The organism is Citrobacter sp. CF971, from assembly GCF_006385635.1.
Lineage (GTDB): Bacteria > Pseudomonadota > Gammaproteobacteria > Enterobacterales > Enterobacteriaceae > Citrobacter > Citrobacter freundii.
This window is the reverse complement of sequence record NZ_CP041051.1, coordinates 2,411,650-2,435,494: the sequence shown is the minus strand read 5'-3', so window position 1 is coordinate 2,435,494 and position 23,845 is coordinate 2,411,650. Positions and strand designations below refer to the sequence as shown.

The following is a 23,845-nucleotide window of genomic DNA, read 5'->3' as shown; positions in this document are numbered from 1 at the left end:
TCATGTAACCGCCCGCCAGCATCGAACATCACATCCGGTATCACTTTTCAGTAATGCCTGTTTTTTCTCACAACCGTGGGTTGCCAATGGACATCTGTCACGGAAAAAGCATCCCTGGGGCAACGTTCGGTTTCCCGGTAGCTCGGTTTTACGTAACACCAAATCTTCCGTCAGTGGCGCGCCCGTTTTAGGGACAGAGTCCAGCAATAACCGTGTGTACGGATGGGCGGGGTGAGTGAGAACGTGTTGAGCATCGCCCAGCTCAACAATTTGCCCGAGGTACATCACCGCCACACGGTCGCTCATATGGCGGACCACCGACACGTTATGCGATATCAATACGTAGGTCAGATTTCTGCGCGCCTGAAGTGACACCAGAAGATTGAGAATTTGCGCCTGCACAGAGATATCCAGTGCTGAAGTGGGCTCATCGAGGACGATAACATCCGGCTCTGACGATAGCGCCCGGGCGATGGCAATACGCTGGCGTTGTCCACCGGAAAACGCATGCGGCAGACGGTCGAGATATTCCGGGCGGATGCCTACCTGTTGGGCTAAATCTTCAGCAAGCATGCGGCGCTCACGTTCCGGACTTCGTTTTTGGATCCATACCGGCTCAGTGATCGTGCGCCACACCGGTAAGCGAGGATCCAGCGATGAAAGAGGGTCCTGAAAGACCATTTGCATACCGTTATGCTGTTTATCACCACGGCGAGAATAGCTTCCCTGGCTGGGTTTCAGCATGCCCATCAGCAGTTGCGCCAGCGTACTTTTTCCACAACCGGATTCGCCAACAATCCCCAGCGTTTCACCCTGGCGAATCTGTAAATCCAGACCGTTGAGCGCATGCACCCGTTCCGTAACCTTGCCAAGCCAGTTTTTACGCGCAGGAAAGTTGACATGAACATCCTGCAGCGCCAGTAAAAAATCAGACATGTGTTGTCTCCAGTTGTGGATACCAGCAGGCAGATTGTTGATCTACGCCTCCCTGACTACTTAACGCAGGCGTTTCTTCACAACGAGGACCAGCGGCAAAACAGCGCTCACGAAATGCGCATCCGGCAGGTAAGCAGGTTAGATTCGGTACGGTGCCGGGGATCGCAGGTAACAATGCGCGTGGTTCGCCGTGTTCCGGCGCGCATTTCAGCAAGCCGATGGAATAGGGATGCGTCGGACGTTGAATAACGGTTTGCGTCGGGCCACTCTCAATCACGCTCCCGGCATACATGACGTACAACCGGTCGCATAACTGTGAAACCACCGCCATATCATGACTGATAAATAACACGGCTGTTCCGCTGGCCCGTGCTTTTAACTTCAGCAAACGCAGCACCTGCAGTTGCACCGTGACGTCCAGCGCGGTGGTCGGTTCATCGGCAATAATAAGCTCCGGCTCGCACGAAAAGGCCAGCGCAATCATCACGCGCTGGCGCATCCCGCCGGAAAGCTCAAACGGAAATCGTTTCATGACCTCCGGCGCGTCCGGGATTTGCATCTCTTCGAGTAGAGCGACGGCTTTCTGGCGGGCATCCGTGCGGCTTAACGCCTGGTGATGGCGGATCACCTCCACCATTTGCTGGCCGATACGCCGGGTCGGATTCAGTGCCGTCATGGGCTCCTGAAAGATCATCGCGACGCGTGCGCCGCGCCATTGACGCATTTGTTTCTCACTGGCGTTGAGCACATCTTCACCCAGCAGTGAAACGCGGCCCAGGTGAATACGATAGCTTCCCTCCGGAAGCAGACGCATGGTGAGCATGGCGGTCACGGACTTACCGGAACCGGATTCACCCACCACACCAACGATTTCTCCGCGGTTGATGTGCAGTGATACATGGTTCAGCGCATGCACATCAGCTTTATAGCCGGGGAAACTCAGATGTAAATCTTCGATTTCCAGTACGGGTTGTGTCATGACTGTTTTCCTCCGGCTTTCGGATCAAGCAGATCGCGAATACCATCGCCAAAGAGATTAAAGCCCACGGCGGTAATCAGAATGGCGGCGCCGGGAAAAGCACAATACCACCACTGATCAAGCACATAATTGCGGCCAATTGCGACCATCGCGCCCCATTCAGCGCTCGGCTGCTGTGCGCCCAGACCAATAAACCCGAGCGTGGCAGCCATCAGGATCGCACTGCCGATATCCAGCGATGCCTGCACAATGAGTGGCGGCAGAGAATTGCGTAAAATGTGCCAGCTAATCAGATGCCAGCGTGAAGCGCCGTAGGTCCGGGCAGCCTGTACATAGCTAAACTGGCGCACTACTAACGTCTGACCGCGGGCGAGGCGCACATAGAAAGGGATACGGACGATGGCAATCGCCAGCATGGCGTTAAACAGGCTGGGGCCCAGCGCGGCGGCCAACGCCATCGTCAGCACCAGCGAAGGAATGGACAGCATAATATCCATCATCCGCATAATTATCGCGTCGGCGCGCCCGCCCATGACACCCGACAAGCAGCCCAGCAGTGATCCCAATCCCCCGGCGATACCCACCACCACCAGACCGGCAACGACCGACTGCTGACTTCCTACCAGAACGCGGCTGAACAGATCGCGGCCAACTTCATCGGTACCAAACCAGTGAGCGGCTGACGGGGGCAGCAGGCGCGCACTCAAATTGATGGCATTAGGATCGTGTGGCGTTATCCACGGCGACAGCACCATCAGCAGCAGTATCAATACGATGATGACCCCGCCAACCAGCGTCAGCGGGCTACTTTTCATCATCCAGAACAGTTTGGCCCAGTCCGTGCGGCGGCGTGCTGTCTGAGGGGCGGTCGGCATTTCTTGTGTGAGCATCATTCAGCACCTCCACGTCCAATTCGAGGATCTACCCACAAATAGAGCAAATCCACCACCAGGTTGACCAGCACATAGGCGAACGAGACCACCACGGCAAATCCCATTACCGCCGGGAAGTCGAGTGCCTGAATTGAGGTCACCACCCAAGCGCCCATGCCTGGCCAGGCAAAGACCGTTTCGGTCAATACCGCACCGTAGAGCAGATCGCCCAGCGCCAGGCCGAGGACGGTGATTGATGGGATGAGAGCGTTAGGCAATGCATAGCACAGCACGATGTACCAGCCCGGTAACCCGCTGGCGCGGGCGGTACGAATGTAATCTTCACTCAGTTGCTCCAGCATGGCGGAACGAATCTGGCGGGCAACGATCCCAAGATGAACAAAAGCCAGTGTCAGCGACGGCAAAATCAGGTGCTGAAGCGCATTGAAAAAGACTTCGCCGTTGCCTTCCAGCAGTGCATCAATCAGGTAGAACCCGGTGACGTGAGCAGGTGGATCCAGCCAGTCGTCTAAACGTCCACCGCCGGGTAAAATTTGCAGATGACCGTAAAACAGCACGATAACCCCCAGCCCCAGCCAGAATGCTGGCGTGGAGATACCGGTAATTGCCATTAGCCGAACAAGGTGATCAAGCCAGCGGTTACGCCAGACCGCAGATAAAATACCCAGCGGGATACCTATCACCAGCGCCAGCAACAAAGAGCAGAAAGCCAGCTCAAGGGTAGCGGGGAAGAAAATGCGCAGTTCATCCAGTACCGGACGCCCGGTGCGAATGGAGGTGCCTAAATCGCCGTGAAAAATGTCGCTGACATAGCGAAAAAACTGGACATACAGCGGTTGATTCAGCCCCAGCTGTTGGCGAATATTTTCGACAATTTCATCGCTGGCGCGGTCGCCCGCCAACAGCCGTGCGGGGTCGCCAGGTATCAGATGTGAAATAATAAAGGTGATTACGCAAACACCGATAACCACCAGAATAAGTCCCCAGCATCGCTGGCGCAAAATACTCCAGAACGTCATTAGCTTCCCCTTGCGGAGCCAGAGCGGCTCCGCGTAAACGTGGCTTATTTACTCATGGTGGAGATATTGAAGACCTGTTCCAGCATGGGGTTGAATACAAATCCTTTGACGTCTTTGTTCATCGCCAACTGATAGTTTTTCTGGAATAAATAGACGTAGGCCGCTTCATCAATCACGATGGTTTGCGCCTGCTGGTAGTCATTGGTTCTGGCCACCTGATCGGTCGTAGCCAGCGCGCTACGTAGCAGCTTATCGACCTCACTGTTTTCATAGAACGAACGGTTACCCGGCAAGCCTTTCTTATCTGACTCAAACCAGTAGTTCATAAACATGTACGGGTCGGCAAAATCCGGACTCCAGTTACCAATGGCAATGTCGTAATCGCCTTTGCCCACGCGGTCACGCATGGTGGCGTTCGCCAGTTTTTCCAGCTTCACCTTAATGCCCAGTTTGCCAAGGCTTGCCTGGGTAGCGAGCGCGATAGGTTCCCAGTTTGGATCATTATCTGAGTACAGGAAGCTCAGGCTTTCAGGTTTGGTGGCAACTTTGTCCCACGCTGCTTTGGCTTTGGCTTCATCGAAGCTGTACTGCATGGCCTTATCGTCAAAACCCCACATGCCTTCGGGGATTGGGCCACGCATTTGCTTTCCATTGCCGCTCAGGATCCCGTTGACCATGCCTTTATAATCGGTGGCCCACGAGATAGCGCGGCGTAAATCCACCTGATTGAGCGGGGCCTTACTGTTGTTGAGATACAGATAAGTCACGCGCAATGAGGGATAATCCGCCACGTTCACTTTGCCTTCCTGTTTTAAAGCAGCAAGCTGGTCAACAGGAAGCGCATCGGCAATGTCGATATCGCCACGGGACAGTTGCAGGCGACGGGAGGCGCTTTCACCAATGATTTTGACTGAGACGCGCTTAAACGTCGGTTTTGTACCGGCATAATGCGGGTTAGGCACCAGCACCAGTTGTTGTCCCTTTTGCCAACTCTTCAGCATGAAGGGACCAGAACCTGCCGTGTTCTGTGCCAGGAATCCGCGGGCATCGTCTGCGGCATGCTCTTTTAAGATGGCCGGGTTAATGATTGAGGCACCGTCATTTGCCAGCGTATACAGAAACGGAGCAAACGGCTGGCTGAGGGTAAACTTCACCGTGGTGTTATCAATGGCCTCAACCTTCAGATCTTTCGGGAAAGCCTCCGCAGGTCCCTGACCAATCTTGAGCAATCGTTCGAAGGATTGCTTTACCGCATCAGCCGTCACCGGTGTTCCGTCGGCGAATTTGGCATCGTTTTTCAGGGTAAACGTCCACTCTTTCTGGTCGTCCGAGGCTTTCCAGCCGCTGGCTAAATCGCCTTCAACTTCCGTGGAACCTTTACCACCATCTGTTTTGTACTGAACCAACCGCTGGTAAGAGGGATAGGTGACCGTCCAGTCATTGTTATCTATGGTCACAGCGGGATCGAGCGTCTGCGGATCGGCGGCTTTACCAATCACTAACATATCTTTGGGAACGGCAGCCTGCGCGGCAGGCAGGGCTACCGCTAACGCAACGGCTATCAGAGCGGGGCGGAAAAAAGCGTTTAACGCAGGTGTAGTCTTCATAACCAGGCTCCAGAATTAAAGGGGATGTTGTGTTGTTATAGACGTGACAGTGTAACAATCTATTTGATCGTCAAGCAGCGGGTAACGGGCGGCATCAGGTAATTCAAAATGCCACCATTCGCTGTTAATACCGACAAAACCACCACCAAACATAATGGCATTGAGCAGCAGGCGGTTACGCTGCGCTGCCGGAGGAACAGACGGATGCCAGGCATGGGAACGGTCGTGCATTTCATCAAAACCGGCCCCCATATCAAGGAGATGGCCGCGATCGTCCATCAACGTGACGTCAATGGCCGTACCCCGACTGTGATTGGAACCAATGGCAACATCGACAACATATTGCGGGTCGGGACAGGCATTCCACAGTATCGCCTGCGCCTGCTGGGGGCGATACGCGTCGTACACCACCAGCGACAAGCCCGCCAGTTGCGCAATGCTGATGCTTTTTGCCAGCGCGGTTACCGCCTCGGTGTGCAACAGGCAACGCGCTTCCCTGTAGATAGGTGCGCCGGTAATGTTGTCGGCAGTAGCGTATTTAAGATCGATATGCAGCGACGGAAATATCACCGACAGATCGACCAGTTCTGGGAGTTCTGACATAGCACGTTTCCTGTTTATTGTTCGAATTGACCAAATTGTTGTTGTAACTGGCGATTAGTTTGCAGGCGTCCTGCGAGGGCGTCACCCAGTTGCGCCACCACCGCAGAAAGTAATAAGTTGAACAGACAGCTCACCGGTGCCAGTGAGTCCCAGAAATGTCCGGTGTCGGTTTTTACCTGAAGCAAATCAATGGAATAATCCCTGGCCCATGGGCACCACACATCGGTAATTAGCGCCAGCGGAATGCAGCGTTCAGTGGCGACACGGCAATATTGTCGCGAAATAGCGGAGTAGGCGCGCATATCGGTAATAACCACGTAAGGCTTGCTGAATCCCGAGTTCAGCGACTCTACCCAACTGCCGGAAAGACCTTCGGAGTAGCTGACTTTAGGTCGCAGATATTCCAGGTGACTAAAAAAGGCGTTAGCGATCCCACGGGTGGACTGGATCCCGAGGATGTACACGGCTTCCGCATGCGCCAACTGCTGTGCAATGCGTAGAAAAGTCTCACCCTGAGCAAGTTGGTAGACGTGGGTAATGGCGTCGATTTCCAGTAACAGCGACTGGTGCGCCCGATCTGGCAGGCTTTGTTGCTGGTGCCAGGAATCCAGTCGTTCATTCATTCCCCAGGGCTGATAAGGAACTACAGGCAGCTCACGCAGACTGGCTTTTGCATCCTCCAGGTTACGAAAGCCCAGTTTACGCAGATAACGTCCGACGGTAATGCCGCTGGTTCCGGTCGCTTTAGCGATGCCATCCGCTGTTTCAAATGGGATCTGCACAGCATGGGCTAACAGCCACCCAGCCACGCGCTTTTCGCTGGGCGTCAGCTGGCTAAAGGTTTGCTCTATGCGGGTAAATAACTCTGGTTTGGCTGTCATTACCTTCTCGCTGTTAGTTGTCTGTCAGATTCCGTATCTCTGTTAGCGAATTAACAATGCACGACGCGTGCCATGTCAGTAACAGCAGCATGCTGGCTGTTTTTGTTAAAATTCAGCTCAAATTCGTTAACTAATGATCAACATTTGTGCAGCGTAGTTCAGTTTTGGTGCAACGGCAGAGGAAGCGGGGTATGAATCTGCTGATTTCGTCGGAACGATCACATTGTGGGCAACATTTATCCCTAAGACATAAGAATCAGTAATTGAAAATATAAATTTCAGCCATATCAATAACACCAATCTTTATTCTTATGACTATAAGGGTATTATTTTTCACGAGCTACATTAACGGTGTTAAGCGCAAGTGTAGATATTATTTATATTATACATGGAGTACTACAATGAATAAATTCTCCCTTTCTACAGCAGGTATTCTGGTCGCAGCGCTGTTAACCAGTGTCAGCGTCAATGCAGCAACTGATAACGCTAAAACTGCAGTGACTCCGAAAGGCATGAACTGTCAGGAGTTTATTGATTTGAACCCACAAACTATGGCTCCGGTGGCCTTCTGGGTGCTCAATGAAGACGAAGACTTCAAAGGTGGCGATTACGTAGACTATAACGAAACCGTTACGACTGCAGTTCCTCTGACCGTTGAACTTTGTAAGAAACATCCGCAGAGCGAATTAAGTAAAATAAAAGACGAAATCAAAAAAGAATTATCTAAATAAAATTAAGCCGTTATTAAAACCCAGCCAAAGTGCTGGGTTTTGTTATTTGTGACATTGTCACTTTTTTCTTTTGCAATACTTAAGAAATCTTTATAAAGATATAAAGGCCTGTGCCGATACTGGATAAAAGTTAGCCTTTTGCAGAAGGAGTTTGTATGGCCTGGTATCCTACTCGTATTTCAACGCGTTTAACCATCGGCGGCATTCTGCTGCTTGCAGTAACGACTATTGTTATCGTGGTGATTATGCTCTGGCGTGGTCAGCCGCGCGTCGTTGAAATCAACACCGCCCTGATCGAAGAAACAGGGCAAGGTTTAACCCGTCAGTTGAGTACCGTATTGTCCCGAATTGAAGGTGAGACAGTCAGCATGTCGCGACTGGCTGAAGTGTTGCCTAACGATGAATCTCTGTATCAAAGCGTCGTTCCGCATCTGATTGGTGAAGGTAAAGACTCGATTATTACCGGCGGCGGCATCTGGCCAGAACCAGACGCCTTCACCGCAGGTGTGGAGAAAAGAAGCTTTTTCTGGGCGCGTAATGCCGAAGGAAAGCTTGTCTATTCCAACGATTATAACGTCGAAGGATCAAGCGGATACCACAATGAAAGCTGGTATCAGCACGCCAAAGGGCAATCACAAAACAACTGCCTATGGTCTGATGTTTACCAGGATGCCAGTTCAGGCGTCAACATGGTGACATGCAGCGTGCCTTATCAGCAGGCGGGCAAGTTTGCCGGTGTCGCGACCACCGATATCCGTCTGGATAACGTCGCAACTTTCATGCAGCAGCAGGGCAACAGTACTGGCGGTTACGCGTTTGTGGTAGACAAGCAGGGACAAATTCTCTATTTCCCGCAGGCCGACCTGGCCAAACATAAAACCATTAACGATCTGGCGCAAAGCGCGCAGTGGCTTATCCCGGTGCAAAACGGTCTGAAATCTTTGCGCCCGACAGATGGGGTGAAGACCATAACGTTGGAAAATGATCTCGTCCTGAATACAGCGTCACAGGTCATGCTGTTCCCGATGCCAGATACCGGCTGGGTCGTAGGGCTTGTGACACCAGAATCACGTATTGTCGGTCTTGCCAAAGTGATGATGCAGGATGTTCTGGAGGTATTGATCCCTATCATGACGCTGTTGCTGGTGGGATCATGGCTGGTGGTTCGTCGACTAATTTCACGTCTCGATGATACCCGTCAGGCTCTTGATGACATCGCGCAGGGAGAAGGCGATCTTACCCGTCGTCTGGATGTTCGCGGCAAAGATGAGATTTCGGCTATCGCCGAGGCGTTTAACCTGTTCGTCGATAAAATCTCGGCCATCCTGATTACCGTCAGAAGCAGTAGCACAGTGGTGGCGAATAACGCCGTTAGCCTGGCTGACAGTAATATGGAGCTTTCATCTCGCGTAACGCAGCAGGCCGCTGCGCTGGAAGAGAGCTCAGCGGCTATGGAGCAGTTAAATGCGACCGTTCATCAAAACGCCAGTAATACACAATTGGCGGATGAGCTATCCGATAACACAGCGCAAACGGCCAACCGTTGCGGTGATGTGATGCAGGGCGTCATCTCTACGATGGATAACGTCAGCGCCTCATCCGGCAGAATGGTGGAAATTGTCGCGGTCATCGACAGCATTGCGTTCCAGACCAATATTCTCGCCCTGAATGCCGCGGTTGAAGCCGCCAGAGCGGGTGATGCTGGCAGAGGGTTTGCCGTCGTGGCCTCCGAAGTGCGCACGCTGGCTCAGCGCAGTGCCACCGCCGCCCAGGAAATTAAAGCGTTGATTGATGAATCCGTTTCTCATGTTGGTAGCGGAAGTCAGCAAATTCACACTGCCGGCGAACGTCTGGGAGAACTGGTCAGCAATGTGCGTCAGGTACGCCAGTTGATGGGGGAAATACGCGTTGCGGGTGAAGAACAGCGTAAAGGTGTTTCCGAAGTTACGCTCGCAGTTACCGAAATGGACAGCACCGTTCAGCAGAATGCCTCGTTAATTGATGATGCCGCAGCACGGACGCAGGCGCTGAAAGAGGAGGCGGAACAGCTGGCATTGCTGGTCTCTTCTTTCAGATTACCTGAGCCTTCCGTTGCCTGTTAACCACATCCTATCCGGGTACAGATCTTGTGCCCAGATAATTCCAGTATAATGGTGCTTAACCACGATTTATTGATTTAACTCCTCTTTATTGTGCCTTACAAAACTTTGAATCATTCTCCGCTTAACTCTATAATATTGGGTGTAAAGTCGTTTTTATTCCAATAAGAGCCAATATTATGGATTTAATGCTCAATACAGCAGCCGATATCGTCAAACTACTTTGCGACAGATTGCGTAAGGAACGGCTCGCGCAGCAAATGACGCAGGCAGATGTTGCCGCGCGTTCAGGTGTCGGTGTGAATACCGTTTCGAATCTGGAGGCCGGTAAAAATGTAGGATTTGAGAATCTGGTCAAAGTCGCGATGGTGTTAGGCTATGGTGACGCGCTGGAGGGCTTATTCAAACCCAGGATCGACAGTCTGGATGATATTTTGCGTTACGAGAAGAGCGCGGCACGCCAGCGGGTGAAAAGGAAAAATACTGATGCCTGAGCAAGTCGATGTCTTTTATGAAGGCTGGGGTGAAAAATGGTTGTGGGGAAAACTGGTGTCTTCCTCAGCCCTGACCGGACGCCCGTTGATCGCCTTTGAATACAGTGAAGACGCTATACGTAAGGGGCTGGAGCTGTCCCGGTTAAGGTTACCGCTGAACGGTCCTCGTTTACGCAGGGATTTCCCGGCTCATCAGTTGGGATTACCAGGACCCGTGTACGATTCGCTACCTGATGGTTGGGGTATGCTGTTGATGGATCGTTTATTTAAACGCCGTGGACTCAACGCAGCGCGCATAGGACCTCTGGAGAGGTTAACCTGGGTCGGCAATAACGCAATGGGCGCCATGACGTTCCGGCCCGTTCAGTCAGATGTCGAGACGCTTTCAAAAGAGGATGTTCCTCTCGAACAACTGGCATCTGAGGTTCAGGAAGTCCTGAGCGGCGAAGGCGGGGAATTCTTGCAAAAACTGCTCCAGATGGGCGGTTCACCGCAAGGGGCCAGGCCAAAAGCGTTACTTTATCGTGACAGTGTCACGTCAAAGTTCACCACTGCGCCCCTCCCGGGGAGCGAAAGCTGGTTGATTAAATTTCCTGCCAGGCATGAGCATGCTGAGGTATGTGCAATCGAAGCGGTGTATGCTGAATGTTTGCGGCAATGTGGGATCACTACGCCTGATACCGCGTATTTTAATCTGCCTGACGGGCAGGCGGCATTTGCTACCCGCCGTTTCGACCGTGACCAGTCGGTCCGTATTCCTATGCAGAGCCTGGCGGCATTTACCGGTGCAAATTACCAGATACCCGGTGCTTTAGATTACCGGGATTTTCTGCGCGCCACACAGATTTGTACCAATGATGTCAGAGAAAAAGCGAAAGCGTTCGAACGCGTGGTTTTCAACGTGGCATTTAACAACCGCGATGACCATCCCAAAAACTTTGCCTATTTAATGTCAGCCGCAGGAAACTGGACTTTGGCTCCGGCTTACGACGTGACCTGGTGCGAAGGACCCGGCGGGTATCACCAAATGGACGTGCTGGGAGAAGCGCTGGATATCGAAAGAAAGCACCTGCAGCAGCTTGGCGTACAGGAAGCTGAGCTATCAGCTGAGCATGTGAACGCTATAATCGACAAGATCTGCCACCATGCAACAGCGCTAAGCGTTACAGCCAAAGACAAATACGCCGATCAGATAACACAAACTACGCTGAATACGATACAGAAACAGATTAATGAAAATGTCCGCAGGTTAATGTCCCTGTGATGCAGAGACAGCCGCTACACTTAGCGAAGAACTAAATCTGAGCGAGGCAACGTTATGGCTGAATTTGTCGTGAATATGCTGAAAAACACGCCAGTTTGGGTGTATCTGCTGTTTGCCTTTCTACTGTATCGAGGGATTAAAGCCAGAACACCTGCCACTGTCACGCTGGAAAAGCTGGCGCTGATCCCCGCTATTTTTTTAGTCTGGGATATCTACGATTTAATCACTTATCGCGACCCGACCCTCATTACGTATATTCAGTGGGCGATAGGTATCCTCAGCGGCGCAATCATTGGCTACATATTAATTAACCCCGGCCGTTTGAGCCGCAGTAGCGCACCACGGAGTATTCACCGTCCGGCAGATTATTCCGCATTGCCATTTATGCTGATGGCATTCGGCGTTAAGTACGTACTTGGCGTACTTAACGCCATTTCCCCCGACGTTTTACGTCAACCCGCAATGAGCGCCCTGGCTATCATTACTGGCGGCATGTTCGCCGGAATTTTTGTGGGGAAATTTACCCGCTACGTGAGCGTCTGTCTCAGGCTTCCCGCTCAGAACAACCATTAACGTCCCCAACGATTGCGAATATAGGTCACAGCTTCCTGCGTTTGCGGTTGATTAAGGTAATCTTCGCGAAACAGGATCGTGCCGTTAATGTACGGTTCGGTCTCGTTTAGATCGAGCTGCTTTTTCAGTTCCGGCACACCGCCTTTGACCGTCCAGTCTGGCTCTTTTCTCGATGGTTCACCAACTTTATACAGCGCTACACCAATGTAGAGGCGAGTGTTGGTTGATTTCACGACATCTGCCCACCATTTTGCCAGTACATCGTAGCGCGCTGCATCGCGGGCAAAAGGCCAGTAGAGTTGCGGTGCGATGTAATCCAGCAAGCCTTGTTGCACCCAACGGCGGGTGTCGGCATAAGACTCATCATACGCTGCCGCACCGCGCGTGTCGGAGCCCGCTGGATCGTGCGAACGGTTGCGCCATACGCCCGCAGGGCTGACACCGAATTCAACCTCAGGCTTGAGTTTCTTGATAGTCCGCGATACCTGGGCAATCAGCCGTTGCGTGTTATCGCGGCGCCAGTCAGCTTTGGAAGCGAATCCCTGGCCGTATCTTCTGAACGTCTGGCTGTCATTGAGCGCAGAGCCAGGAGACTCGGTATAGAAGTAATCATCAAACTGCACACCGTCAACAGGGTAATTCTCAACCACTTCCGCCACGATGCTGGTTATCCAGTCACGCACTTCGGGAATACCGGGGTCTAACACAAAACGCTCGCCCGCAGTGCGGATCCAGTCTCGATGCAGAACGTATACGCTGGACGGTGTTTGTGACAGCGTGCTGTTTAATTCAGTGACCGTCGAAGGTTTGGTGTTTACAGACACGCGATAGGGGTTAAGCCAGGCATGAACTTTCATTCCGCGCTTATGCGCTTCATCGAGCATAAACTGCAGCGGATCGTAACCCGGATCCTGGCCAATCGTGCCGGTCAGGGTATCTGACCACGGCAGAATCTTTGACTTCCACAATGCGGTCCCATCGGGCTTAACCTGGAAAAAAACGGTGTTAATACCAAGTCGTTTCAGGTTGTCCAGCTTATCCGTCAGCGCTTTTTGCTGCAGACTGATGCGTACAGCATGTGAACTGATGTTCACAGATGAGATCGGCGGCCAGTCAAGACGTGAAACCGTCGCCAGCCAGATCCCACGCACTGGCTCCTTGCTCTGCTGAGGTTTGCTCACCGGAGGTTGCGGAGTGGTTTTGGAGCCGGGCGGTTGTGAAGAACAGCTGCCAAGTAACAACATACTGCCCACAAGTACAGCAAACCATTTCATGTTGGTCAGCGGTAGTCTGGCACGAAAACGGGCGATAATCTTCGCCAGTTTTTTCTGATAATTTCCTGAAAAGAAACCGGATGCTGCCATCTGATTTTGCTCTTATTTCTTCTTATTGCGGCTGTTAGCCCAGGGATCGAAGGCCGGTTCGGGAGTGTTATTTGAGGCCTGGTCATGTAGAGAGTCCAGGTACAGTGCTTCTACTTCTGCCCGTGCCCACGGCGTACGGCGCAGAAACTTCAAACTGGATTTAACGCTCGGTTCATTTTTAAAGCAGTTGATATTAATGCGTTGCGCCAGCTCAGCCCAACCATAACGTTCAACCAGGGCATTGACCTGCATTTCTAGCGTCACGCCATGTAAAGGGTCTTTAGAATTATGAGCATTCATATGAAGTCCAGTTCAGTGGTTCCAGATTTTGTCAGTAGTGAGACGGGAAGAAGGTTACAAGAAAGCAAAGCTGCCAGCAACGGCAGAAAGCGGTATGGCGCGACAAGCCGTACGTCATACCGGCAATGGATGGATCAATACTCTTTAAAAGCCAGTTCCAGACGGGCAATCAACGGTTTAAACAGGTAGCTCATCAGGGTTCGTTCACCGGTCTTGATCGTCACGCTGGCGGGCATTCCCGCTTTAATTTTGTAATCGCCCAGCAAACGCGCGCCCTCTGCTGAAACCTGTACTTCCGCAAGGTAGTAAGGCTGCTGAGTGGCTTCATCAATTAAACGGTCCGCAGAGATAGTCAGAACCTGGGCCGGAACCGAAGGTAACAGCGCATGGTTAAGGGCAGGGAACAGCACATCAACAGTTAAACCGGGGACCAGTTTATCAATGGCATGTACGGGTATTTTGGCATCAATTTGCATCGGTTGTCCGCCGGCGACGATATCCATCAAATGTTCTCCAGGCTGAATGACGCCGCCCACGGTACTGACTTTAACATCCAGCACAATACCGTTAATCGGTGAGCGGATCTCGGTGTTATCCAGCTCATGACGCGTTGATACCAATTCATCCTCCAGCATTGCCACTTCTTTTTGGTTTTCCGTCAGTTCAGACTCAACTTCACGTAAATATTGATGACGCACCTGATAGGCTTTAATTTTTAATTCGTTCTGCTGCGATTTCAGTTTGGCAATGTTAAGAATATCTTCTGAAACGCTGCCAGATATTTCTGCTGCCTCGCGCTCCAGCACCAGTAATTGTGCTTTGGGGTAATAGTTTTTTTCGCTCAGCGCCCGAATAGCCCCTAACTCCCGGTTAATCAGAGAAAACTGGTGGTCGCGATAGCCTTTTATTTTATTGAGATTATCCGTCTGTCCAACCAGACCATCGAGCGTCTCCTGAATCATCGACAGTTCATCCTGAATCGTTTTGCGACGGGTATCGAAAAGTTTAGCCTGCAGATTTCTGACTTCTGATAGCCGTTTATTGCCAGAGAATTGCTGCGTCAGCGTAGTATTAAAGCGGATCACATCCAGGTCATCGCGTTCTGCTAACAGACGATCTTCGATACTTTTTGCAGAAATATACTGGGCATTCAACGCGCTGAAACGCATTTCAAGCTGCATTTTATCCAACCGGACGAGGACCTGATTTTTCTTCACGAAGTCGCCTTCTTTGATAAAGATATGGGTTACCCGACCGCCGCTCAGATGCTGAATGGTTTTGCGGTTACTCGATACGGTAACCGTACCATCGGCGACCACGCCCGCATCTAACGGAGCTTGCACTGCCCAGAGGATAAAACTACCGACACCAAGCACAATGACGATCACGCCCCGGATAATCGGCGACCAGATATTGGTATCTACGCCAGCAGAGGCCGTGTTGTGGGGGTTCTTTTTCATCATCAAGCCTCACGTTGCTGTTCAGTCGTGGATGGAGAAGGCGTAGCCACCGGTTTCAGTACGTTGGCCTGACGCAAATGGGCAAAAACCTGATCGCGGGTACCAAACTCCTGTATAACGCCATCGTTAAGCAGCAAAACCTTATTGACCACGCCGAGCAGCGTCGGGCGGTGTGAGATAATGACTGTGGTTTGTCCCTGGGTACGCAGAGCATTGATGGCTTTAATGAGTGCAAATTCGCCCGCGTCGTCAAGATTGGCATTCGGTTCATCAAGCACGATAAACGCAGGATTGTTATACACGGCGCGCGCCAGCCCGATGCGCTGCCGCTGCCCACCGGAGAGCTGGTATCCACCTGCGCCCAGCAGAGTGTCATAACCTTGCGGCAAGCGCAGGATCATCTCATGAACGCCTGCCAGTAATGCGGCGGCGACGATAAGCTCACTGTCATTCTGCGCGAAGCGGGCAATGTTTTGTGCGATGGTACCGTCAAACAGTTCCACATCCTGCGGCAGATAGCCAATAGACGGGCCCAGCAGCGCTTTATCCCACTGGCATATATCTGCGCCATCTAATCTGACTTTCCCTGATAACGGTTTCCAGACACCAACCAGAACCTTTGCCAGCGAGGTTTTTCCTGAGGCTGAAGGGCCGATAATTCCCAGCACTTCACCTTGCTCCAGCTGGAATGAGATATTACGCAGTAGCGGAGAAGGCTGGCCGGGGGCTGCAGCGAAGACGCTTTCGACGCTGATGTTGCCATTCGGACGCGGCAGGGTCAGTACTTCTTTCGGCGCCGGATACTCCTTCAGCAAGGTTGAGAGCTGATGCCACGCGCTACGAAACTGCACGAACTGCTTCCAGCTGCCAATGACTTGTTCTACCGGGTTGAGGACGCGGCCAAGAATGATCGAGGCGGCAATCATCAAGCCCGGGGTAATATGGCCGCCGATCACCAGTAAAGCCCCGGCGCCCAGCGCAATCGACTGCAGCAATACCCGCACAAAGCGGCTGAGACTGCTTAACCCGGCCGTTTTGTCGGCAATCTGTGTTTGTAGCGCCAGCACTTTGTTATGTTGCTCCTGCCAGTTGGACTTCAGGGTCGAAAGCATCCCCATCGCTTCAATGGCATCGGCGTTTTGCAGCTGTTTATTCAGTTTGCTGGCATTGTTAATGGTTAAGGCGTGCGCTTGCTGAATCGGGCGCTTGGTAGAGATTTCAGATACCAGCGTCAGAATAAATAATAATGTTATTCCGCCGAGAGAAAGATATCCCAGCAGGGGATGGACCAAAAAGGCGATGAAAAGATATATCGGCGTCCAGGGAATATCCAGTAAGGCGAACAGACTATTCCCGGAAAGAAACTGACGGATCTGATCCAGTTCGGCTAAAGATTGCGCCGGGTTGTTATCACCGGTAACCATCTTTCTTTTAAAGGCCGCGTTAAAGACCAACTGACTTAGCTTTATATCCAGCCTGTTGCCAAGCCTGACCATAACCTGCGCGCGCGCAGATTCAATCATGGCAATAACGATGTACAAGCCGACAATCAATAAGGTTAACATTAACAGCGTGGTGGTATTTTTACTGACCAGCACACGATCGTAAACCTGTAGCATATAAATTGCCGGCGCCAGCATAAGCATATTAATCACACAACTAAAAAACAACAGCATCAGAAAAGTGGGTTTCGTTCCCTTTAATGCATCATTCAGTTCTGTTGGCGTATGCTGGCGCGACATAGTCTTCTCCTTATACGATCAATGAACTATTGCCATTGTTGCTGGCAAGGGTAGTGGGCATTTCCAGATAAAAGTCACCAATATTCACGGTGGTCGAATTGACGCCCACCAATGTGATGGTGTCTGTACCGATAGTCACAATGGTGTTGCCATTGTTTCCGGTAATAGACACGTTGCTGGCAAAATTACCCGCGTTGATACCTAACAAGACGAGATCAAGGAAGTCCTGCCCGCCGTTGGGGTTACTGTCAAAACCGGTAATTCGGTCCTGCCCAAAGTTGGCCCCAAAGGCGAAGATGTCACTCCCGGTACCACCGTCCAGAATGTCGTTACCTTCCTGACCATTGAGAATATCGTCCCCGCTACCGCCGGAGAGGGTATCCGCGCCCGCACCGCCAATCATGACGTCGTTGCCAACACCACCTTGCAGGTTATCAGCGCCATCTCCGCCATCGAGGAAGTCATTCCCGATACCACCAAACAACTGGTCGTTACCGCCCATACCAAACAGATAGTCGTTACCAGAACCGCCCGTGATGGTATTTGCAATGGCATTACCGGTACCAATAAAACTGCCGTTGCCGGTAAATACCAGTTCTTCCACGTTATCGGTGAGGTCGTAGCTGCTGAGGCTGGTTCGGACAACGTCCGTACCGCTATTCACACCTTCGATAACCACATCACCGAAATCATCAACGATGTAGGTATCATCGCCCGCGCCGCCGGTCATACTGTCGGCACCAAGCCCGCCATCAAGCGTGTCGTTACCGGCATCACCTTGCAGAATATCTTGTCCCGCCTGACCAGAGAGATTGTCGTTTCCAGCACCGCCGATGAGCAGATCGTCACCTGCACCGCCAAGTAAGGTGTCATTACCGCCTTCACCGCGCAGGATATCGCTCCAGGCAGTACCGACGAGGGTGTTAGCCCCGTTGGTACCAACAATCAGATCGCCTACAGGCTGGGTGGTGGTCGACGTCAGGACAACAGGGGGGTTGCCTTCATCGTCGACGACGGTAACGACCACCTGCAACGTTCTGCCGACCATAGCCTGGCCCGGCGTATAGGTAGCGGATGTCGCACCGTTAATGTTGACGAATCCGGTTGGCGAACTCATTCTCCATTGATAAGTGAAATTACCGCCGCTCAGACCATCAGCGTCAGAAATGCCTGAAACCACCGCTGTCAGCGTCAGGCTTTCAGTTGGGGTGAGGTCGTTAATTACTGGCACACCGGTCGTGGCCTGATTGCGCGGGAGGATTGCCTGAGTTTGTGCCGACACCAGGGTTTCAGCGTCACCCATGCGGTCGTTAAAACTGGCGACCACACGCAACGGTGCGCCCTGAATAGCGCCAGGCACTCTGAACTCAACGCCTGTTGCCTGATCTCGCCATTGGCCGTTGACGAATGCCTGCCAGGTCATAGTGATGGCCACATCCGCCGCCAGCCCGTTACCATCCAGCAAGTTCGCCACGTTGACGCGCAGCAGGTCACCCACCGAAGGATTAGGATTGCTGATGATCAGATCGCCCGTCGCTTGTTGCCCCGTCACCCACAGCTGCTTCCCATCGCCAAACTCCAGTTTTTCGATGTTCAACAGACGATCGATGCCATCATTCAGGTTCAGCGTGGCATCCGGCGTAGCGTGATCGACGCGCAGGCTACCGTCCGCCATACGGGTAAAGACATAGTTGCTGCTGACATCACGGTACACCGCGACGTCAGTTTCCGTGCCGTTACCTTCATGCAGAATTTCGCGCACAATCGACAGTTGATTCGGTTTCAGCGTGCCGGCCAGCATGTACGATTTCAGTTCGGCCATACCTTCGGCGCTGGTGAGTCCCGCCATACCCGTAACGGCAATACGAACGTTGAGCCACGCATCACCATCAATGATATCGTTACCAGCTTTACCCATAATGCGGTCGCTACCACCACCGCCGAGTAAAATATCGCTACCATCATCAGGGTTCAGTAGCACCGCGTCCGGATTTGTAGAACGCTCTACGCCGAGAATAGCCTGTAGACCGTTGATCCGGTCCGCACCTTCCTGGGTCAGGTTGTTAGAGAGGGGAACGCCCTGAACAGGCGCAGTACCTATCGGCTGTTCTGTTCCGATCAGGATATCGTCGTGTTTCCAGCCCGACAGCCCTTCAACAAGATCAAAACGGTCGCGTAGAATAAACTCCTGCTGGTTGACGAAAATAGGGATCCCAAGGTCAGAGTTAGCGCCATTTGGGTCGCCTTTATGGATAGCCCAGTCGAAACCGGCCATGCCATTATTGCGCTGGATCCCCGCGCCCTGAACCATGATGTCGTCACCGGCTTCGCCATCGTAGTCGGTGTCGTTACCCTGACCGTTGAGGACATCGTGACCGATAATGGTACTGTTGAAGAACAACTCAGAGTTGTCACCCGCCAGCGTGTCAAACCCGTCGCCGCCTTCCAGCCAGTCATTGCCTTCGTTGCCCATAAGGAAATCACCACCCGAGCCGCCAAGCGCAAAGTCGTTATCCTGACCCGAGAAGACCTCCTGCGCATCTTCGCCGACCACCACGAAGTCGCTGCCGCTGCCACCAAAGACCAGATCGTTTCCGTTACCGGAAAAGATAACGTCATGTCCGGCATCGCCATGCAGGAAGTCCGCATCACCAACAGGCGTTCCGGTATCGGTAATAATGTCATCACCGTCACCGCCATGGACCACATCTGCTTCGTCACCGCCGTCCAGTCGGTCATCTCCGCCATCGCCCCACAGGCTGTCGATCCCTTTACCGCCGATTAACGTATCGTTGCCTGCCGTCCCACCAAGCACCACATGCCCATCGCCGGTATATTTCAGATACCCACCATCGGCAAAACTATCGCCGTCAACATCCACCCCTGGGTCGCGACGCACCAACAACGGCGAGAGCAGATCTTTCAGCGGATTACCCCATTTCGGGTCGATTTCCGTTTGCAGCACGCGGTTCACTTCAAAAATATGGTCCGGTGTCTGGAACAGATTAGCGGGCAGGTGGGAGGAACCCTCATCACCAAGATCGCTGTTACGCATTACCAGCGCGGAAAACGAGTTGGCCTCCAGTTCATTGAGTAAGTTCAGCCCCTGAACGCGGCTCAGATAGTAAAAACGATCACCGTCCTGAAGCATTTCCATTTGTGTTTCAAAGACGAAGTTGAAGGTTGAGCCGAGCATGCCGCCAAATTCATTTTTGCGCTCTGCCAGCCCGCCAATCCAGAAATCGACCATATTCAGACCGGTCTCTTTGGTTGCCCACGTTCCGGTACTGTTAAAGAAATCCATCGCATCCGCAGGCGGGGAATTGTTAGCATCACCAAATAACAGGAAGTTAACCGCTGCGCGCTTACCTTCAAGGCTGGTAGCGTTGAGGATCAGCTCGTGCTGGCCATAGGCGGCCATAAAGTTAATGATTGAAGCGGGATTTTTCAGGTAGGTAGTGAAGTCAGCCCAGCTGGTATAAGGCTTTAGTTGGCTATCGCCGCTTAAAGCAAAAAACTGCTCGCGGGCCTGGTTCAGCGTCGGCATTGCGGTGTCACGGCCACGGGCTATATTAAGCGCGCCTAAATCGAGGGGCAGGCCGATGAGATTATTACGCAGAGCATCGGTAATAAATTCATCAATTTCGTTACCCACCTGACGCGTCATACCACGCACGATTGCGCCGATAGCCTGATCGTCCGTGACGGTGGCCCCGTTGATTTGATTAAATGCTACCGGATTCAGGAATGCTGAAATCAGGTCAATATCACCGCTTTGCATATCAATGTCGGTACGCGCCACGGTTTCTGTCAGCATTGAATGCCCAAAACGGTAAACAACATGCGCAAACTCTGCAAAGATCAGCGGGTTAATATCCGCCGTGTTGGAGAAGACAAACGGATCGACGGCAGGTTGTACGGTACGGGCAAACTCCTCGAATACGAGGTGCTGATATTGCATTTCCGTGGAGAAGCGGCCTGCCTGGAATAAGTACTCACCGTTCCATACCAGAGTATTGGTATCGGCAGGTAATTCCGTGATTTGGTGGTTGGGCATCAACCACTGATTAATGAGGTCGATATCGCCGGTTTCCAGCAGAGTGGTTTTATACTGCTCAACCAGGCGGTTATGCTCGCTGTGAAAAACGGCGTGCACCGCAGTTAAACCTATATTTTCGTTCCCGCGCCCGTCACCGGTGATAAAGTGGCGATCGAGCAGTTCGTTATCATAGGTTCCTGCCGGTTGCGGTCCTTCTCCGCCGATGGCGCTGTCATCATCTGCCAGCAGACCAGCTTTTGGCACGGCAGTATGAGCGATGTCATCCAGAAACGCATGACCGGTGCGGAACGTCTCCGCGGGTAACAGGCCTCCGTTGGCTTCAACCAGCCCCCCGGTGGTAACAATCTGTACCTTTCCGTTTTCACTTAAAATCAAATTACCGTAGCGATCCGTTGCCAGCAGGGGAACATTAAACACGTCCTGATCGGTGAGTTTAATGCCAAGCAGGGTTTCAGCCTGGTTTTTAACGTCAGCCCAGGTCGCCAGTCCACCGTTTGCACCACCCAATAAATTCCCGGTAGGCTCAGGTTTCCCATCAATAATGACGTATTCGCGGATGAAAATTTGATGTGAAGGATGGGAGGTGTAGGTTTGGTTTTGGTCGATGAAGGGGGTCGTCAGGTTTACTGTCTCTCGGTTTTCATCCACCGTTGCCCGGGTTAATAACATAAAGTTTGTCGACGACCCTTCAACATATAAAGGGTCATCGGGCTGGAGCGGAATGAAAACGATACCGTTGCCTCCTTTCGGAATCAGATCCAGACCATGGTCGAAAAACTGGCCAAAGAAGGTCATCCAGCCGTTAAACGCAGGGGAGAGCCCAATATCGGGAGACTGATTGGGGATGGATAAGCTGCCATCCCCAGTAACAGTCCCGCCGCCGGGCGCATCTTTTAATGCGTTAAAAGCCTCCAGCGCGGCCGGGTTTGAGGCCGTCTGGTCTGAAATTAAATTGCTAATTATTCGTGGGTCGGCATCAATAACAGTGCCACCAATCTGGAGATAGCTGGTCATTTGATCCGCATCCTGCCAGTTTAATGCGGTTAATCTCGGCATTGTCTGATCGGCAGAACCGTATAACTCCTGACCTGGTAAAAGGTTATTCCATGAGCCATCTACCGTGCGAAGTCCATAGGGCAAGAGTGGACTGGAGACTAATTCCCGAAGCATTTCAGCATTAACGCTCCCGTCTGGGTTAGTTGCCGCTTCGGATATTTTGATCTGCTTAAGAATAAAAGCAAGATCGTGCAGGGTGACAGTAAAGTCATATTGTGAGGCCATAAGTCATTACCCCTATCTTTACTTGTATTAGCTATCATCATTCGTTCTCATGTTTATAAAAAACATGTGAGAATGAGTCGTATTTAGTGCTTGATTGTTATTGCTTGTACAACTCCATTTAATAAAATGCTCAGATTATCAATGACGTATTTAGCGTCATCTTCGTGGATATTCACATCGCGAAATAATGTATTCGCAGGTTTAAAAGTTTGCTATTTGTGTGCAAGAGACACACTTGTTCTCTTGAATTATCAGGCATATTCAAGGTCTGCTGCGTCGCAAGTTTGAGCGTAGTAAGGGTTAGATGTGTTGTTTTTTTCTCACATTACATTTCTGTGATGATCATAACTATGGTTTTTCCTTTGCCGACTTCACTCATACTTTTCTATGAATAAGATTGTATTTTCATTTCTTTACATTAGGGGGTGGCAATTTATTTTTACACCGAAGACAACGCTGAGTAGACTGCATTGACGCTTCAATTTATGAGGAAAATATAACGTTATCTCGGTTAAACATTCCTCTCATCTTAAAATTATGTGCTACTTTGCCAGGTTGAATTAACCCGGGCAAGTTATGTTAACACCAGTACGAACACGGGTAATAACGAAGGTTAACTTTAAGACTAAACGGTCAAAAGGTTGGCTATGGCTGCATTAACCTGTGATGAATATGGTCTTTATCGTGTTTAATTCGGGTTAAGAAAATTTTTCTTAGGGAAAATACGCCTATAGATAAAATTTAACATAAACAATGATTTACATCGAAAGCATCGAGATTTAGATCTTATTTAAGACCGACCTAATATGATTTGAGAAAACAAAGGTTTTAATTTTTGGGATTATTCTTAAACTAGCAGTCATCGTAGGGTTAATCCTACGGAGTCATAAGACATTACTGGCGTCGCTGTATCCCTCAATAAATACTCCGCTCTCAGCGGAGAGGGACTATTGAATTATTTATTACGATACCGATGTATTTATTAATTAAGGACAGACAATATGAAAATCAATAATCCTCATACCAGTTACATATTTGCAGCTGGTGGCCTTGCGTTATTGTTAGCGCAGATAGCGTATGCTGATTCAGCAAATACCATCACCTTTAAAGGCGAAGTAACCGAACAAACTTGCGAGGTCACGGTTAACGGTGTAAATGCACGGCCGGTAGTATTACTGCCGTCGGTTGCGAAAAGCGATCTCGCGGCGGCAGCATCTTCAGCAGGTCTGACAACATTCACCCTCGGCGTTACTGGTTGTACTGTTGATTCTAATGCGTTGGATATTAAAACCGTCTTCGTTGCAAATAATATGACCGAGCGTGGAAACCTGGCTAATACGGGTACAGCGCAAAATGTTGAATTACAACTGCTGACCGATAGCGCGGGCACTACGCCGATTGATTTGCGTACTGGAACTCCAGTTGCAGGAATCACCGTTGCGGCCGGAAATACGTCCGGTGAGCACGACTTTGCCGTGCAGTATTTTAGCCCGAACGGTGGAGCAACCGCCGGGACAGTTGTCGGCACTGTGCAATACGCCATTTCCTATTTGTAAGCG

18 protein-coding genes are annotated in these 23,845 nt (G+C 51.4%); 6 read left to right on the top strand and 12 right to left on the bottom strand.

Features of this window, described 5'->3' with window-relative positions:
- From E6P06_RS15195 to E6P06_RS15165, 7 genes are read right to left on the bottom strand one after another with little or no spacing between them, the layout of a single operon-like run.
- A complete protein-coding gene (locus E6P06_RS15195; RefSeq protein ID WP_048217721.1) occupies positions 1 to 936 on the bottom strand; it encodes an ABC transporter ATP-binding protein in 936 nt (311 codons plus the stop codon).
- On the bottom strand, positions 929 to 1,915 hold the full coding sequence (locus tag E6P06_RS15190) for an ABC transporter ATP-binding protein (protein WP_139935412.1): 987 nt from the start codon (positions 1,913 to 1,915) through the stop codon (positions 929 to 931). The genes E6P06_RS15195 and E6P06_RS15190 overlap by 8 nt, the downstream gene beginning before the upstream one ends.
- Complete coding sequence (gene ddpC / locus E6P06_RS15185; protein WP_003836253.1) at positions 1,912 to 2,808, bottom strand: D,D-dipeptide ABC transporter permease; 897 nt, start codon at positions 2,806 to 2,808, stop codon at positions 1,912 to 1,914. Before ddpC ends, E6P06_RS15190 begins: the two co-directional genes overlap by 4 nt.
- Complete coding sequence (locus E6P06_RS15180) at positions 2,805 to 3,827, bottom strand: ABC transporter permease (protein WP_003020008.1); 1,023 nt, start codon at positions 3,825 to 3,827, stop codon at positions 2,805 to 2,807. The genes ddpC and E6P06_RS15180 overlap by 4 nt, the downstream gene beginning before the upstream one ends.
- A 44-nt stretch (positions 3,828 to 3,871) precedes the next feature.
- Entirely contained in the window at positions 3,872 to 5,434 is a 1,563-nt protein-coding gene (locus E6P06_RS15175; protein WP_003843680.1) for an ABC transporter substrate-binding protein, read from the bottom strand.
- A 15-nt stretch (positions 5,435 to 5,449) separates the two neighbouring features.
- A complete protein-coding gene (gene ddpX, locus E6P06_RS15170) occupies positions 5,450 to 6,037 on the bottom strand; it encodes a D-alanyl-D-alanine dipeptidase (protein WP_003020004.1) in 588 nt (195 codons plus the stop codon).
- A 14-nt stretch (positions 6,038 to 6,051) separates the two neighbouring features.
- Positions 6,052 to 6,918 (bottom strand): MurR/RpiR family transcriptional regulator, encoded by an 867-nt coding sequence (locus E6P06_RS15165; RefSeq protein WP_003843679.1) that lies wholly within the window; start codon positions 6,916 to 6,918, stop codon positions 6,052 to 6,054.
- Between the two features lie 401 nt (positions 6,919 to 7,319).
- Here E6P06_RS15165 and hdeB point away from each other — a divergent pair, with 401 nt between their 5' ends.
- From hdeB to E6P06_RS15140, 5 genes are all read left to right on the top strand, one after another.
- Positions 7,320 to 7,649 carry an acid-activated periplasmic chaperone HdeB gene (gene hdeB, locus E6P06_RS15160; RefSeq protein WP_139935411.1) on the top strand — a complete coding sequence of 110 codons (330 nt, stop codon included), beginning with the start codon at positions 7,320 to 7,322 and terminating at the stop codon, positions 7,647 to 7,649.
- A gap of 155 nt (positions 7,650 to 7,804) precedes the next feature.
- Positions 7,805 to 9,751 (top strand): methyl-accepting chemotaxis protein, encoded by a 1,947-nt coding sequence (locus E6P06_RS15155; RefSeq protein WP_139935410.1) that lies wholly within the window; start codon positions 7,805 to 7,807, stop codon positions 9,749 to 9,751.
- 176 nt (positions 9,752 to 9,927) lie between these two features.
- Positions 9,928 to 10,242 carry a helix-turn-helix domain-containing protein gene (locus tag E6P06_RS15150; RefSeq protein WP_044710761.1) on the top strand — a complete coding sequence of 105 codons (315 nt, stop codon included), beginning with the start codon at positions 9,928 to 9,930 and terminating at the stop codon, positions 10,240 to 10,242.
- Positions 10,235 to 11,506: a type II toxin-antitoxin system HipA family toxin gene (locus E6P06_RS15145; RefSeq protein ID WP_139935409.1), complete on the top strand. Its 1,272-nt coding sequence runs from the start codon at positions 10,235 to 10,237 to the stop codon at positions 11,504 to 11,506. Before E6P06_RS15150 ends, E6P06_RS15145 begins: the two co-directional genes overlap by 8 nt.
- A gap of 54 nt (positions 11,507 to 11,560) precedes the next feature.
- Positions 11,561 to 12,079 carry a hypothetical protein gene (locus E6P06_RS15140; RefSeq protein ID WP_139935408.1) on the top strand — a complete coding sequence of 173 codons (519 nt, stop codon included), beginning with the start codon at positions 11,561 to 11,563 and terminating at the stop codon, positions 12,077 to 12,079.
- Here the strand turns inward: E6P06_RS15140 and E6P06_RS15135 are convergent.
- The 5 genes from E6P06_RS15135 to E6P06_RS15115 form a co-directional block, all read right to left on the bottom strand.
- Positions 12,076 to 13,443, bottom strand: coding sequence for a glycoside hydrolase family 10 protein (locus E6P06_RS15135; RefSeq protein WP_139935407.1), 1,368 nt, complete (start codon positions 13,441 to 13,443; stop codon positions 12,076 to 12,078). The two genes, E6P06_RS15140 and E6P06_RS15135, sit on opposite strands and share 4 nt — an antisense overlap.
- Positions 13,444 to 13,455: 12 nt before the next feature.
- Complete coding sequence (locus tag E6P06_RS15130; protein WP_003019974.1) at positions 13,456 to 13,743, bottom strand: VF530 family DNA-binding protein; 288 nt, start codon at positions 13,741 to 13,743, stop codon at positions 13,456 to 13,458.
- A 134-nt stretch (positions 13,744 to 13,877) separates the two neighbouring features.
- Positions 13,878 to 15,206, bottom strand: a complete 1,329-nt coding sequence (locus E6P06_RS15125; protein WP_182316970.1) for an HlyD family type I secretion periplasmic adaptor subunit — start codon at positions 15,204 to 15,206, stop codon at positions 13,878 to 13,880.
- Entirely contained in the window at positions 15,206 to 16,945 is a 1,740-nt protein-coding gene (locus tag E6P06_RS15120) for a type I secretion system permease/ATPase (protein ID WP_139935406.1), read from the bottom strand. The genes E6P06_RS15125 and E6P06_RS15120 overlap by 1 nt, the downstream gene beginning before the upstream one ends.
- A gap of 10 nt (positions 16,946 to 16,955) precedes the next feature.
- Positions 16,956 to 22,286: a peroxidase family protein gene (locus E6P06_RS15115; protein WP_139935405.1), complete on the bottom strand. Its 5,331-nt coding sequence runs from the start codon at positions 22,284 to 22,286 to the stop codon at positions 16,956 to 16,958.
- Positions 22,287 to 23,287: 1,001 nt separating this feature from the next.
- On the opposite strand from E6P06_RS15115, the gene E6P06_RS15110 reads away from it, so the two are divergent.
- Positions 23,288 to 23,842 carry a fimbrial protein gene (locus E6P06_RS15110; protein WP_016150243.1) on the top strand — a complete coding sequence of 185 codons (555 nt, stop codon included), beginning with the start codon at positions 23,288 to 23,290 and terminating at the stop codon, positions 23,840 to 23,842.
- The last annotated feature ends 3 nt before the right edge of the window (positions 23,843 to 23,845 follow it).